The following is a 13,977-nucleotide window of genomic DNA, read 5'->3' as shown; positions in this document are numbered from 1 at the left end:
ATGCACCACGTAAAGAACGTGATCCGCCATGGCGGGCTCGAGGCAGACATCTGGCGTGCCTTCGTGGCGGACAAGGACGCGCCGCCATCGGCCATGCCAGGCATGCCGCCAGACGAGCAAGGATGGCTGGTCACGCCCGAGACATGGCAGGCGGCACGCCACGCGCTACGCCTGCGCCGCCACCCGGTGGCCGTGTACCTGGCACCGGATGCGGACCCGGAAGCCTTGCTGGAGGCCGGCGCCGCCATCATCGACCCGACCGGCATCGCCCACCTGGCGATCGACTTCCCGGTCTATACGGACGGGCGCGGCTATTCGCTGGCGCAGATGCTGCGCACGCAATATGGCTGGACGGGCGAGCTGCGCGCCGTGGGCGACGTGATGATCGACACCGTGCACTATATGGCGCGCTGCGGCTTCGACGCGTTCGCCGTCAAGCCGAGCCACGATCCGCAAGCGGCCCTCGCCGCGCTGGGAACGTTCACGGTGCACTACCAGAAGACGTACGCATCGCCCGCCTTGCCCAGGCAAACCCGCCAGGCCGCGCCAGCCGGTCAGGCGGACCGGCCAGGTGCGCCACCGCGCTAGCGCGGCAACCAGCCGCCCGGCGGCAGATTCCGTGGTGCGTCCACGCCCCGGTCACCGCAGCAAGGCTGCCTCGAAAGCGCTTTGGGCAGCCGCATCGAAAAGCCCATCCAGGCTCGCCGCGCCGCTTACCGCCGCGTCGATACCCTCACTGCTTTCGCTGCCGCGCAGCCGTCGCTGCACCGATTCCAGGCTGGCCTTCATGCCAGCCACGGACGCACCCGGCAATAGCGTAGTCAGGCTGGCCCGGCGCACACCCAGCTCCGGCAACTGCGACAGCGGTACATTGGCGCAGGAAGCACCAGGGGCAAGCCCGGTACCGGCGCTGAGCGTCACCGGAATCTCCAGGGCACGCGCCAGGCGGCGGATGTCTTCCCGCGTGCGCGGCGCGACGGGCAGCAGCATATCGGCCCCGGCGTCCTGATATGCCCGCGCCCGATCGATGACCTGCCCGGTGGATTCGCATGCAAACGCATCCGTCCTGGCAATGATGAGAAAGTTGCCGTCACGCCTGGCGCGTCGCGCGGCATCGATCTTCGCCACCATTTCCCCCACGGACACGACTTCCTTGCCTGCCGTCGAACCCCAGCGCCTTGGCACCACCTGGTCCTCGATATTCAAACCGGCCGCACCGGCCTCCTCGAACAGTTCGACGGCGTAATGCACGCCGCGCGGATTGCCATAGCCCGCATCGCCATCGGCGGTAATGGGAATGGACGATGCACGCGTCAGGCGGCGGCAATGCTCGACGCACTCCGTCAGCGTAAGAAGACCGATGTCCGGTATGCCCAACAGGCTGTATGAAAGCATGGCACCGCTGATGCACGCACTGCGGAAGCCCGCTTGCTCGACCAGCCGAAGGCTGAAGATATCGTGGACGGCGGGCGCCACGATGAAGGCGTTCGTCCGCAGGAGTTCACGCAGTGAGGCCGTCTTCTGCGCTGGGGAAATTCTTTGCATGACCTGGTGGGCGGTAAGAATGGAGCTGAAGATAGGAATAGATCGGGATGGGTCTGTGGCAAACGGGGGCAGCGCCGCCGTTCAATCCTTCGGCATGCCGTCGGCCAGCTTGCGCATGGTCGGCTTGCGGGCCGCGATCTCCTTTGCCCAATCGTCTCCGGAAAGATAGGCCAGGACCGGCGCATCGTTGCCAGCCTTCTTCAGATACTCGGGATCCTGCAAGGTCGCCCTAATCGCCATGCGCAGTTTATCGAGAATGACCGCGGGCACACCCGCGGGAGCCGCCACGCCGCGCTCCGCGGGCATGACGTCGTCAAAACCCTGCTCCCTGGCGGTGGGCACGTTCGGAAGCGAAGCCGCCCGCTTCTCGCCCATCTGCGCGATGATCTTCAGCGGCACGGCCTCCTTGCTCGCATCCTGCAACTCGCCGGTGGTGACCGTTGCAAAGTCGATATGCCCGCCGAACAAGGCCGTCTTGGATTGCGCGGTGCCGTTATACGGAACATCGTTCAGCTTCACCGCCGCCACGTTCTGCAACTGCAACAGCGCCAGGTGCCCATTCGTACCCACGCCGTTATGGCCGAACGACAGCGAACCCGGCTTCTTCTTCAGCGCCGACACCACATCGTTCAGGTTATTGAACGGGCTGTCCGCCTTGGTCACCAGTATGGTGGGATCGCTGAGCACCCGGGCAACCAGCCGCAGCGCCGCGGGATCGAAGCCGGTTTTCCTGTACAGCGGCGCGAATGCCATCGCCGGCAGGTTGACGATGCCGATCGTGTAGCCGTCCGGTACGGCCCGCATCAGGCTGGTATTGGCAATCTCGCCGGCGGCGCCGGGCTTGTTCTGTATGACCAGGCTGGCTTTGGCGCCCAGGTACTTTTGCATGAACGGGGCCATGGCGCGCACCATGGTATCGGTGCCGCCCCCGGCAGCGAATCCCACCAGTACCTGAATCGGCCGGTCGTCCGGCCACGCCGCCTGCGCGGCAGCGGAGGCCAGCGCCGTCACGCACAGAAGACAAGTGTTTAGCCTAAGCGACATGTTTTTCCCCATCCCGAAGTCTGCATCGATAATGGACGCAAGATACGTAAATGCCGGCCTGAGAAAAAGCGACTAATCTTCACGACCCCACATGAAAAGACGGAATAACCACGACAAGCGCGACCCGACCGCCCACTTCCGGGACAAGTCGGAGTGTCGACAATGACGCTGAAGCAACTGGAAGCATTCTTCTGGGCAGCAAAGCTGGGCAGTTTCTCGGTCGCGGCATCACGGCTGCACGTCACGCAATCCTCGCTATCCAAGCGCATCGCCGAGTTGGAGGACGATCTCGGCAAGGCGCTGTTCGACCGCACCGGACAACGCGCCGTGATCACGGATGCGGGCGAGCGCTTGCTGGAACACGCAAGCCAGATGCTTGACATCGAAGGCCGCATCCGCGCCGGCCTGGACATGCCGGGCGCCCTGCGCGGCACTTGCCGGTTCGGCATCAGCGAGCTGGTGGCGTCAACCTGGTTCCCGGGCTTCGTTGCGCGCGTGCGCGAACTCCACCCTAACCTCGTCCTGGAGCCGCAGGTGGACCTGGCCTTGCGCCTGGAGAGAAGACTGGAGCGCGGCGAACTGGATTTCGCCATTATTCCCGGTCCGTCCCCCTCCCCTGGCCTGGCCAACGAGAAGGTCGGAGAACTGGAGTACGGATGGATGGCATCGCCGCAGCGGCTGCCGAAAGGGACGGTGCTGACCCCACGGCATTTCGTGGATCATCCTGTCATCACGCTCAGCGCGGAGGCTGGCCTGTCTCGCGCTTTCGAGCAATGGGCGGCGGAGCAACGGCTGGAGATTCCGCGCGCACTGGTCTGCAACAGCCTGACGGCACTCATCGCGCTGGCCGTCTCGGGGGTCGGCATCAGCTTCTTTCCCAGGGTGTACGTCCAGCCGTTCCTGCGCGCGGACAAGCTGGTCGAACTGGCGTGCGCGCGGCCCCTGCACAATCTCTCCTACCACTTCCACTGGCGCGCCGGCGATACGCGCTCCGTGGTCCGCTCGCTCAGGGAGATCACGCTGGAAGCGGCGGATTTCTCCATGGATTCCCCGCTGTGGCCCGAAACGGCCCGCTAGCCGACGGCGTTCAGGCCGAGCGGCGATAGTCCCCCGCCGCCTTCTGCTCATGCCAGTGGAACAGCTTCTCCACGAAGATCACCACGGCCGGCGTCACCAGCGCGATATACATATTGTCGATGCCGTAGGGATCGCCCAGCAGGTACCAGGCGGTAGTCGTGGCGGCCGCCCCCAGCAAGCCAAGCGTGGCGCCGCGGTTGCCGTTGAAGAACGGCAGATAGAAGCCGATCACGGCCACGATGGAGATCGAGAGCCGCAGCGCCCGCGTGAAAAATGACAAGTGCAGCAGGCCCGGAGCGAAGAACACGAAGATCAGCGGTACAAAGCCGATGACCAGGGAAAGCACACGCGTGGCGCGGAACTCCCTCTCCGGCGTGGGCTTGAAATACGGCACATAGAAATCCCGCACCACCAGCGACGAGATAGCCAGCGCAACCGTGCTGACGCCGATAAAGATGGAGGCGACCAGCGAAACCGTGACAAAGCCGGCGAGGTACACATTCATGCTCTGCAGGAACACCGGCAGCGCGTACAGGCTGTCCATGTCCGGATGCAGGTAGCGTGCGGCCAGCCCGATGATGCCGAGCGCAAAGCTGATCGGGATGCATAGCGCCGCCGCCACATAGGTGGAACGGCGGGCGGCGCCGGGGCTTTTGGTCGAGGAAATGGCCTGGATGATGTATTGCGTGGAGAAGATGGCGCCTACGTTGCCGATGATCCAGGCGACGATGGTCGAGGCGCCCACGTGGCCGTCCCAGGTGAAGTAGAACGACGGCAGCGCCTGCCGCATCGGCGCGAATCCCTTGCACAGGTATAGCGCCACCGCGGTAACGATCAGCACGCCGATGTACTTGATGCCGCTGTGCAGGATGGACACGTAGGCCACGCTCTTCATGCCGCCGAAGGCAAAGTAGAAGGTGCTGACGAAGGCGGTCACCAGGGCGGCGGTCGGCAGGTTGATCTTCAGCACGGTGGCAATCGCAGCAGCCCCGCTCACATAGTTGCCCACGTTCACCAGCAGCAGCGCGTAGATCATGATCAGCGACACCACGACCTGCGTGGAGCGGCCGTAGCGCTTGGAAATGGCGCCGGAGATCGTGTACTCCCCGGAGCTGTAGAGCTTGCTGGCCAGGAAATAGCCAAACAGCGGAAAACCGATCGCCGCGCTCAATACGGCCCAGGAGGCGGCCATGCCGGATTCGAACGCCGCCTGCGCCGTGCCGATGGTCGACTTCGCGCCGATGAACTCGGACATCAGCAGCACGCCGGCCACCACGGTCGGCATCGCGCGGGAGCCGACCATGAACTCGCTGGAGGTCTTGCTGCGCGAGCGCACCGTCAGCCAGGTGGTAAAGAGGATATAGGCGACCACCATCGCGACAATGATGGCGGTGTCCTTGAAGTCGAATATGTCCATGATGCCTTGCGTCTCCTGCAAAGACTGACACCGCGCCCGGCTTGCGGCGCGGGCCGGGCTGCCTTACTCCGCGCGAATCTTCGCTTGCGCGACGATCTTGGCGGAACGGGCCATGTCTTCTTTCTCGAACCGCGCGAAGTCTTCCGGCGTGCCGGGTGACAGCAGGTAGCCCTGCTCGGCCAGCCTGGCACGCAGGTCCGAGGCCAGCGCCTTGTTGACCTCGGCGTTCAGCCGCCGGGTCACTTCCGCGGGCAGCCGGGCCGGGCCCCATAGCCCGTACCACGAGTAGAACTCGTAGCCCGGCACCGTCTCGCCGACGGTCGGCACGTCCGGCATCGAGGGCAGCCGGTCCCGCGACGTGACCGCGACGACGCGCACCATGCCGCTCTTGTGATACGTCAGGGCGCCGAGCACCGGATCGATAAAACCGTCGATGGCGCCGCCGATCAGGTCCTGGTACGCCGGCGCCGAGCCCTTGTACGGCACCACCAGGTAGTCGAGCTTGCCGGCCCGCTTGAGCATCTCGGTCGACAAATGGCCCGCGGAGGCCTGGGAGCCGATCGCGAACGACATCTTTCCCGGACGCGCCTGAGCATAGTCGATCAGGTCCTTGACGCTCCTGATCGGCAGGTTCCTGTTGACCGACACCGCCAGCGGGCCCTTGCCCACGAGGGCGACTGGCGTGAAGTCCCTGGACACATCGTAGGGCGACGACTTGAGCGTCATCGGCGTGGTAGTGAAGGTGGACGCGCTGAACAGCAGCGTATAGCCGTCCGCCGCGCCCTTGGCCACCGCATCCGCGCCGATGATCCCCTGGCCACCGGGACGGTTGTCGACGATAAAGCTCTGCCCGGTCTGCTCGGCCAGCTTCTGCGCCAGCATGCGGCCGACGGTGTCGGTCGGCCCGCCGGGCGGGAACGGAATTATGACGCGCACAGCCTTGGACGGATAGGTCTGCGCCGAAGCCACCGCGGCGGCGCAGAGCAGCAGCGCTCCCGCTGCGCAACGCAACATCCGGGGGAACAGCATCTTTGACAACATCTTGGTCTCCTGTATCTCGACGGCAGGCGCGTGCCGCCCCGGGGGCCAGGCCATGGCCGGCCCCCTTGCGCAACGCCCCGTATCGATGTTCAAAGCCAGCGCGTTCGCTGGCCTTGTCCCCGGCGCCGCCATGCATGGCGGTTCTGCTGCGGGGCTCGGTGCGGCCGATTGTCTTGCCGGCCTCAGCGCGTCATGGCTGCGCCAGCGCTACCATTTCCGCGTAGAGGTCGGCCTTGCCCTCGAAGCCGATGCCCGGCAGTTCCGGCATGGTGATATGCCCGTCGATGACCTTCACGCCATCGGGGAAGCCGCCATAGGGCTGGAACAGGTCGGGATAGCTTTCGTTGCCGCCCAGGCCCAGCCCGGCGGCGATATTGAGCGACATCTGGTGGCCGCCATGCGGAATGCAGCGGCGCGGCGACCAGCCGAAGGTCTTCAGCACCTCCAGCGTGCGCTCATACTCGACCAGGCCGTAGGACAACGCGCAATCGAACTGCAGGTAGTCGCGGTCGGCGCGCATGGCGCCATAGCGGATCAGGTTGCGGGCGTCCTGGTGGCTGAACAGGTTCTCGCCGGTGGCCATGGCGCCGGGATAGTATTCGGCCAGCGTGGCCTGCAGGTGGTAGTCCAGCGGATCGCCGGCTTCCTCGTACCAGAACAGCGGATAGTCGCGCAGCATCTTGGCGTAGGCGATGGCCGTATCCAGGTCGAAGCGGCCGTTGGCGTCGACGGCAAGCTGCGCCTCGGCGCCGATCTCCTGCAGCACGGCCTCGATGCGCGCGCGGTCTTCCCCGATGCTGGCGCCGCCGATCTTCATCTTGACCACGTTGTAGCCGCGCTCGAGGTAGGAGCGCATCTCGGCGCGCAGCGCGCCAAGATCCTTGCCCGGGTAGTAATAGCCGCCGGCGGCATACACGAACACGCGCGGATTGGCCTTGACGCCGTGCCGCTCGGCCAGCAAGCGGAACAGCGGCTTGCCGGCGATCTTGGCCACGGCATCCCACACCGCCATGTCGATGGTGCCCACCGCGACCGAGCGTTCGCCATGGCCGCCGGGCTTCTCGTTGGACATGGTGGCGGCCCACACCCGGCCGGGGTCCAGGTTGGTGCCGGCGTCGTCCAGCAGCGAAGCCGGATCGGCCGCCAGGATGCGGGGCGCGAAGCGTTCGCGGATGAGGCCGCCCTGCCCGTAGCGGCCGTTCGAGTTGAAGCCGTAGCCGATCACGCGCTTGCCGTCGCGGAAGGCGTCGGTCACCACGGCGACGAGGCTGCTCGTCATCTTGGAAAAATCGATATAGGCGTTGCGGATGGGCGACGAGATCGGCTTCGTCACTTCACGGACGTCGATGATGCGCACGGACATGCTTGTCTCCAGTGTCTTCGATGCTCGGATATTTCGGTATTTCGGTATTTCGTATTTCAGCGTTGGCCAGGCGCCGCGCCCCTACAGCGAGCCACCGCCGCAGATCACGATCTGCTGCCCGGTGATGGCCCCGGCGTCGGGGCCAAGCAGGAAGCCCACCATCCCGGCCACTTCGTCGGGGCGGATAAAGCGCCCGATGGGCGGCGTGCGCGGCGGCGTACCCTTGCGCCCCGGGTCGTTCAGCATGGGGGTCTCGGTAGCGCCGGGCGCCACCACATTGACCGTGATGCCGCGCGGCGCCAGCTCCGCCGCCCACGAGCGCGCCATGCCCACCAGCGCCGCCTTGGTCGCGGCATACTGGCTGCGCCCGGGCGCACCTGCCGCCGTGCGGCTGCCGATCAGCACGATGCGCGCGCCGTCGGGCAGCGTCGGCATCAGCGCGTTGGCCAGCACCGCGGCAGCCTCCACATGGATGCGCCACATGCCCTCGCCGTCTTCCGGCTTCAGCTCGCCGAGTACCGCCGTGCGCATAAAGCCGGCGGCATGGACGACAGCGTCGACTGGCGGCAAGGCCGTGACGGCGGCAGCGAGCTGCCCGGCATCGGTAAGGTCGATCTCGATGGCGCTAAAGCGCACGCCGCCGGGCGCCGGCGTGCGATCCAGGCCGGTCACCTGCCAGCCGGCGGACAGCAGGCGCCGGGCGATGGCGGCCCCGATGCCGGAACTGGCGCCGGTAACAAGGGCATGCCTTGCCGGCGTCGCGTTGTCTTGCATGGATTGGCTCATGAAAGCCCCTTTGGAACCAATGTCCGGCGGCCCGGACAGCTCAGGCAGCAGCCTTCTGGAGAATGCCGGCTTGCGCCAGCGCAGCCTTGATGGCGGCCAGTTCGGTGGCCGACGGCGCGTGGGTCGGCGGGCGCACCGTGCCATCGCTCAGGATGCCGGCCAGCGCCATGGCGGCCTTCATGCGGCCGTGCGCCTCGCCGGTGGGTTCGCCGGCGCCGTACACCGCATCCTTCAGAGGATTGATCAGGGCCTGCACGCGCATGGCTTCATGCAGGTCGCCGGCCTTGACCGCCTTGAGCAGGTCGTTGATCAGGCCGGGAATCAGCGAGGCAAAGCCGACCAGCGCCCCATCGATGCCCTGCACCATCGACGAGAGCAGGTATTCGTCGTGGCAGGTCATCAGCACCTTGGTGGGATCGGCGGCGCGGATCTCCCTGATGTCGCGCGCATACTTGTTCATTTCGCGCTCGCCCATCTTGAACGCTTTCACGTAGGGCAGCCTCGCCAGTTCCGCCAGCAGCTCGGAGGAGTAGGAGCCGCGGGTCCAGGCGGGGTAGATATGCACCACCAGGGGCAGCCCGCTGGCCTTGCCGATGGCGTTGAAGTAGTCGAGGCAGTGCTCGGGCTTGAAGCCGAAGCGCAGCCAGTGATGCGGCGGCATGATATCGAGTCCGGCGGCGCCCGCTTCCTTGGCCCAGCCAGCCTGCTCCACGGCATCGTTGATGCCCTCGCAGACCACCGACGAGATCACCGGGCAGATGCCCCGGGTGGCATCCGCGGTGATGCGCGTCACCTCGGCGCGCTCGCGCGGGGTCAGCGAGAACACTTCGCCGGTATGGCCATTGGTCATCAGCGCGGTCACGCCTTCCTGCCCGCCCAGCCACTTCGAGAAGCGGCGCAGTTCCGGCTCGTTGATGCTGTAGTCCGCGTTGAAGGGAACCGCGATGGCGGGGATGATGCCGTGGAAATTGATATCAGACACGTTTTGTCTCCTGGTAAAACTGGCGCTAACGGCGCGCGGTTGGCAATGGGATCGGAATTGGCGACAAGCCGGGAGAAATGAATCCGCCGGAGGGTTGCAGCGCACGGGCCAGGTCGTTGGCGGCATGTACTACCGCCGGCGCCGTGGCCGCTTCGAAATCTTCAAGCGAGGTATTCATGGCCGGCGCCGCCACGCTCAGGCCGGCGATCGGCACGCCGTCGACATCCAGCACCGGGGCGGCGACCACATAGAGGCCGGACACCGTCTCCTGGTTCGACAGCGCGTAGCCCTTGCCGCGCACGGTCTTGAGCCGCTCGAGAATGGTGTCGAGCTCGGTGAGCGTGTGGTCGGTCAGCTTCTGCCGCGGCTGGGCGTCCAGCACGCGGGCCTGCATGTCCTCCGGCAGCCACGCCAGGATGGCGTAGCCGACGGCGGTGGAATAAGCCGGCACCCGGCTGCCGATGCGGATATCGACGCCGAGCCGCGTCAGCCCGGCCTGGACCCGTTCCGCGTAGAGCACTTCGGCGCCATCCAGCACGCCGATTGATGCGGCTTCGTTGATCTCGCCCACCAGCGCGCGCAGGATCGGACGAGCCCGCGTGCGCAGGTCGGAATGGGCGATGGCGTCGAAGCCAAGGTCCAGCACCTTCAGCGACAAGCGGAACAAGCGCGTATCCGGCACGCGCTGCACGTAGCCGATATCCACCAGCGTGTTGAGAAAGCGGAAGGCGGTGGCATTGTCCAGCCCGGAGCGGCGCGCGACTTCGGCCATGGTAAGTTCGGGCTCCTGGGCCGAAAACGCTTCGAGAATGCGGAAGCCCTTCGCCAGCGACTGCACCGTGTTCTTGGATGCGTCGCTCGCGCTGCTCGCTTTCGATGCGGAACGGACTGTGCTCTCGGTTGCCATTTCAATCTCCACTGTTAGTTCAAGCTCGAGTTCTACCTCGAGTTCGGAATCCGAATTTTAATTCGATGAACTGACAGAAGAAAGCCCTCGCGCAAGACAGGTGGATGGACATCGGCATCGCTGCCGGGCTCAGTAAATTCGGATTGCGAATTTTTATTCGAAAAGACCGCAAAAAGAAAGAGCGCGTAGCAGCACTCCCCGGCTCTGCACTCCCTTTGCACAGCCACTTTTATTCGGATTGCGAACTTAAATTCGATCTTTGAAATATTCTAGACCTCGTTGGCGAAACCCGGCAAGCCCGATTTTCCTAGGGTTTTCACGGGGGCGATGCCACTGTCTGGCCTGGCATCTCCGGGCCGGCCGCGGCGCCGGCCTGCGTCGCGGATATCCGGAGCCCGCAACGGGCGGTACGGCAGGCCATGCGAGCCACATCCGCCAGCGCTCGCGCGTCCGGTCGCTACCCCACATTGTCCCTATCCCGCCAATAGCCCCAAACGCCGCAATAGCACTACACTGGATCCGAGACACCCTCCCGGAGCAAACGCCAGATGCGGCGTGCGCTAGTCGCCCCCACCTTGTTACGCCAGAACCGGGGACGCGCACCGAGAAGATACAGCCCCCAGTGCAACGACTGGAACAAGAAAGAAAGGGCTTGCCATGACAACGGTCGCAACATTCGAAATCGAGTACACCCAGTTTCTCGATCCGCAAGGTGAGCCGACGCAGGCGCTACCCGCATTCGCGCTCGACCCCGGGGCTCTCCTTCCGCTCTACCGGGCCATGGTGCTCACGCGCCAGTTCGACCTCAAGGCCATTGCGCTGCAGCGTACCGGCAAGATCGGCACCTTCGCCTCGGCGCTCGGCCAGGAGGCGGTAGGCGTCGGCGTGGCCAGCGCGATGCGCGCGCAGGACGTGCTGGTGCCGTCCTACCGCGATCATGCCGCGCAGTTCCAGCGCGGGGTCTCGATGACCGAGAGCCTGCTGTATTGGGGCGGCGACGAGCGCGGCAATTGCTTTGCAGCGGCGCCGCATGATTTCCCGAACTGCGTCCCGATCGGCAACCAGGTCTGCCATGCCGCCGGCATTGCCTATGCGATCAAGCTGCGCAACGAGCCACGCGCCGCGGTCTGCCTGCTTGGCGACGGCGGCACCTCGAAAGGCGATTTCTACGAAGGCATGAATATGGCCGGCGCCTGGCAGGCCCCGCTGGTGCTGGTCGTCAACAATAACCAGTGGGCCATCTCGATGCCGCGCAGCCAGCAGACCGCCGCGCAAACGCTCGCGCAAAAGGCGATCGCCGCCGGCATCCCCGGCTTGCAGGTGGATGGCAACGATATCGTCGCGGTCCGCCAGAAAACGCTCGAAGCGCTCGAACGCGCGCGCTCCGGCGGCGGCGCCACGCTGATCGAGGCGATCACCTACCGGCTCGGCGACCACACCACCGCAGACGATGCCTCGCGCTATCGCGACGTGGATCAGGTCAAGCAGCACTGGCTGCTCGAACCGGTGGCCAGGCTGCGCAATTACCTGCTGCGGCTCGGCGCCTGGGATGCGGCGCGCGAAGAGCAGCTTGCCAAGGCTTGCGCCGCCGAGGTTGCCGCCGCGGTGGATGCCTACCTGGCCATCCCCCCACCGGATACGGCGGCGATGTTCGACTACCTCTATGCCAGCCTGCCCACGGCGCTGGCCACGCAAGCGGATACGGCGCGGCGCTTTGCCCCGGACGTGCCGGCAAGCGGAAGCGAGCACGATCATGGCTGAAATCAACCTGGTCGAAGCCGTCAACCAGGCACTGGCTTATGCCCTGGAACACGATCCGCGGGTGGTGCTGCTCGGCGAGGATATCGGCGTGAACGGCGGCGTGTTCCGCGCCACGGCCGGGCTGCAGGCCCGCTTCGGCGCGCAGCGCGTCATCGACACGCCCCTGGCGGAGTCCGCCATCGCCGGCGCCGCCATCGGCATGGCGGCGATGGGCCTGGCGCCGGTGGCGGAGATCCAGTTCACCGGTTTTATCTACCCGGTCATCGACCACATCATCAACCACGCCGGCCGCCTGCGCCACCGCACGCGCGGCAGGCTGAGCTGCCCGCTGGTGCTGCGCTCGCCCTTTGGCGCCGGCATCCACGCGCCTGAGCATCACTCCGAAAGCCCGGAGGCGATGTTCGCGCATATTCCCGGCATCAGGGTGGTGATACCGTCCTCGCCCGCGCGTGCCTATGGCCTGCTGCTGGCCGCCATGCGCGACCCCGACCCGGTGGTGTTCCTCGAACCCACCCGGCTCTACCGCCTGTTTCGCCAGCAGGTGCCGGACAACGGCGAGGCGCTGCCGCTGGACGTCTGCTTCACGCTGCGCGACGGCGGCGACATCACCCTGGTGAGCTGGGGCGCGATGCTGACGGAAACGCAAGCGGCGGCCGACCTGCTGCTGCAGGAAGGCATCGCCGCGACCGTGATCGACGTCGCCACGCTCAAGCCGCTCGACATGAGCACCATCCTGGATTCGGTCAGCAGGACGGGCCGCTGCGTCATCGTTCATGAAGCGCCGCGCACCGCTGGCTTCGGCGCCGAGATCGCGGCCAACCTGGCCGATGCGGGACTGTATTCGCTGGCGGCGCCGGTGCAGCGCGTCACCGGATACGACACCGTGGTGCCGATGGCCCGGCTCGAGTACGAATACCTGCCCAGCGTGGCGCGGATCATGGACGCGGCACGCAAGGCGCTGGCCGCCTGACGATCTCGACTATCGACTATCGACGATCGACCATCGACTTTCCTGGGAGCCACGATGAACATCTTCAAGCTGCCGGACCTGGGCGAAGGGCTCCAGGAGGCCGAGATCACCGAATGGCACGTCAAGCCGGGCGACACGGTCGCGGCCGACCAGCCGCTGGTCTCCGTCGAGACCGCCAAGGCCATCGTCGAGATCCCGTCACCGAGCGCCGGACGCATCGCCCGGCTCTACGCCCAGCCGGGCGAGATCGTGCATCTCGGCGCGCCGCTGGTGGGCTTCGAAGGCGCTGGGGGGGAAGACGACGCGGGCACCGTGGTGGGTGTGGTCAAGGTCGGCACCCAGGTGCTGGCGGAAGCGCCGGCGGCCCTCGCCGGTGGCGGGGGCGCGGTGCGGGCGGCGCCGGCCGTGCGCGCCCTGGCGCGGCAGCTCGAAGTGGACCTGGCGATGGTCAGCCCCTCGGGCGCGGACGGCATCATCACCGCCGCCGACGTCCGGCGCGTCGCCGCGACGCTGGCGGACCTGGGACCGCCCGAGGTGCTGCGCGGCGTGCGCCGCGCGATGGCGCAGAACATGGCGCGCGCGCAGAACGAAGTGGCTGCGGCTACCGTGATCGACGATGCCGACATCCATGCCTGGGTGCCTGGCTCCGACACCACGATCCGGCTGGTGCGCGCGCTGGTCGCCGGCTGCCGCGCCGAGCCCGGCCTGAATGCGTGGTACGAAAGCCAGACCGGGCGCCGCCATGTGCCCAAGCGGATCGACGTGGGGATCGCGGTCGACCTGCCGGAGGGCCTGTTCGTCCCTGTACTGCGCGATACCGGCAACCGGGACGCGGCCGACCTGCGGCGCGGCCTGGACCGCATGCGCGCCGACGTCCGCGCACGCACCATCGCGCCCGAGGAGATGCGCGGCAACACCATCACGCTGTCCAACTTCGGCATGATTGCCGGCAAGTACGCGGCGCCCATCGTGGTACCGCCCACGGTGGCCATTCTCGGCGCCGGCCGCATTCACGACGCGGTGGTGGCGGCCGGCGGCGTGCCTGCCGTGCACCGCATCCTGCCGCTCAGCCTGACCTTCGACC

14 protein-coding genes are annotated in these 13,977 nt (G+C 66.4%); 6 read left to right on the top strand and 8 right to left on the bottom strand.

The window, feature by feature from the left end:
* Positions 1 to 588 carry a DUF934 domain-containing protein gene (locus P3W85_RS36290; protein ID WP_276268338.1) on the top strand — a complete coding sequence of 196 codons (588 nt, stop codon included), beginning with the start codon at positions 1 to 3 and terminating at the stop codon, positions 586 to 588.
* A 51-nt stretch (positions 589 to 639) separates the two neighbouring features.
* Here P3W85_RS36290 and P3W85_RS36285 read toward each other — a convergent pair whose 3' ends face one another.
* Both P3W85_RS36285 and P3W85_RS36280 read right to left on the bottom strand, forming a co-directional pair.
* Positions 640 to 1,545 (bottom strand): isocitrate lyase/PEP mutase family protein, encoded by a 906-nt coding sequence (locus tag P3W85_RS36285; RefSeq protein ID WP_276268323.1) that lies wholly within the window; start codon positions 1,543 to 1,545, stop codon positions 640 to 642.
* A gap of 81 nt (positions 1,546 to 1,626) precedes the next feature.
* Positions 1,627 to 2,589, bottom strand: coding sequence for a tripartite tricarboxylate transporter substrate binding protein (locus tag P3W85_RS36280; RefSeq protein WP_276268322.1), 963 nt, complete (start codon positions 2,587 to 2,589; stop codon positions 1,627 to 1,629).
* Positions 2,590 to 2,751: 162 nt separating this feature from the next.
* Here P3W85_RS36280 and P3W85_RS36275 point away from each other — a divergent pair, with 162 nt between their 5' ends.
* Positions 2,752 to 3,666 (top strand): LysR family transcriptional regulator, encoded by a 915-nt coding sequence (locus P3W85_RS36275; RefSeq protein WP_276268321.1) that lies wholly within the window; start codon positions 2,752 to 2,754, stop codon positions 3,664 to 3,666.
* A 10-nt stretch (positions 3,667 to 3,676) separates the two neighbouring features.
* Here the strand turns inward: P3W85_RS36275 and P3W85_RS36270 are convergent, their stop codons facing one another.
* From P3W85_RS36270 to P3W85_RS36245, 6 genes are all read right to left on the bottom strand, one after another.
* Complete coding sequence (locus tag P3W85_RS36270) at positions 3,677 to 5,083, bottom strand: sodium:solute symporter family protein (RefSeq protein ID WP_276268320.1); 1,407 nt, start codon at positions 5,081 to 5,083, stop codon at positions 3,677 to 3,679.
* A 63-nt stretch (positions 5,084 to 5,146) separates the two neighbouring features.
* Positions 5,147 to 6,124, bottom strand: coding sequence for a Bug family tripartite tricarboxylate transporter substrate binding protein (locus tag P3W85_RS36265; protein ID WP_017230634.1), 978 nt, complete (start codon positions 6,122 to 6,124; stop codon positions 5,147 to 5,149).
* A gap of 190 nt (positions 6,125 to 6,314) precedes the next feature.
* Positions 6,315 to 7,487, bottom strand: a complete 1,173-nt coding sequence (locus P3W85_RS36260) for a mandelate racemase/muconate lactonizing enzyme family protein (protein WP_276268319.1) — start codon at positions 7,485 to 7,487, stop codon at positions 6,315 to 6,317.
* 81 nt (positions 7,488 to 7,568) lie between these two features.
* Positions 7,569 to 8,261, bottom strand: a complete 693-nt coding sequence (locus tag P3W85_RS36255; protein WP_276268318.1) for an SDR family NAD(P)-dependent oxidoreductase — start codon at positions 8,259 to 8,261, stop codon at positions 7,569 to 7,571.
* 52 nt (positions 8,262 to 8,313) lie between these two features.
* A complete protein-coding gene (locus P3W85_RS36250) occupies positions 8,314 to 9,255 on the bottom strand; it encodes a dihydrodipicolinate synthase family protein (RefSeq protein WP_017225331.1) in 942 nt (313 codons plus the stop codon).
* Between the two features lie 25 nt (positions 9,256 to 9,280).
* Positions 9,281 to 10,162 carry an IclR family transcriptional regulator gene (locus P3W85_RS36245; RefSeq protein WP_276268317.1) on the bottom strand — a complete coding sequence of 294 codons (882 nt, stop codon included), beginning with the start codon at positions 10,160 to 10,162 and terminating at the stop codon, positions 9,281 to 9,283.
* Between the two features lie 104 nt (positions 10,163 to 10,266).
* On the opposite strand from P3W85_RS36245, the gene P3W85_RS36240 reads away from it, so the two are divergent.
* The 4 genes from P3W85_RS36240 to P3W85_RS36225 all read left to right on the top strand — a co-directional run.
* Positions 10,267 to 10,425, top strand: a complete 159-nt coding sequence (locus tag P3W85_RS36240; protein ID WP_276268316.1) for a hypothetical protein — start codon at positions 10,267 to 10,269, stop codon at positions 10,423 to 10,425.
* Between the two features lie 394 nt (positions 10,426 to 10,819).
* Entirely contained in the window at positions 10,820 to 11,923 is a 1,104-nt protein-coding gene (pdhA, locus tag P3W85_RS36235; RefSeq protein ID WP_017225329.1) for a pyruvate dehydrogenase (acetyl-transferring) E1 component subunit alpha, read from the top strand.
* Complete coding sequence (locus P3W85_RS36230; RefSeq protein ID WP_017225328.1) at positions 11,916 to 12,893, top strand: alpha-ketoacid dehydrogenase subunit beta; 978 nt, start codon at positions 11,916 to 11,918, stop codon at positions 12,891 to 12,893. Before pdhA ends, P3W85_RS36230 begins: the two co-directional genes overlap by 8 nt.
* Positions 12,894 to 12,947: 54 nt before the next feature.
* The coding region (locus tag P3W85_RS36225; protein WP_276268315.1) for a dihydrolipoamide acetyltransferase family protein at positions 12,948 to 13,977 on the top strand (1,030 nt) is incomplete at its 3' end.

This window comes from Cupriavidus basilensis, assembly GCF_029335485.1.
Classification (GTDB): domain Bacteria; phylum Pseudomonadota; class Gammaproteobacteria; order Burkholderiales; family Burkholderiaceae; genus Cupriavidus; species Cupriavidus basilensis_E.
Note: the sequence above shows the minus strand (reverse complement) of the source record. Positions and strands in the feature narration are given on the sequence as shown.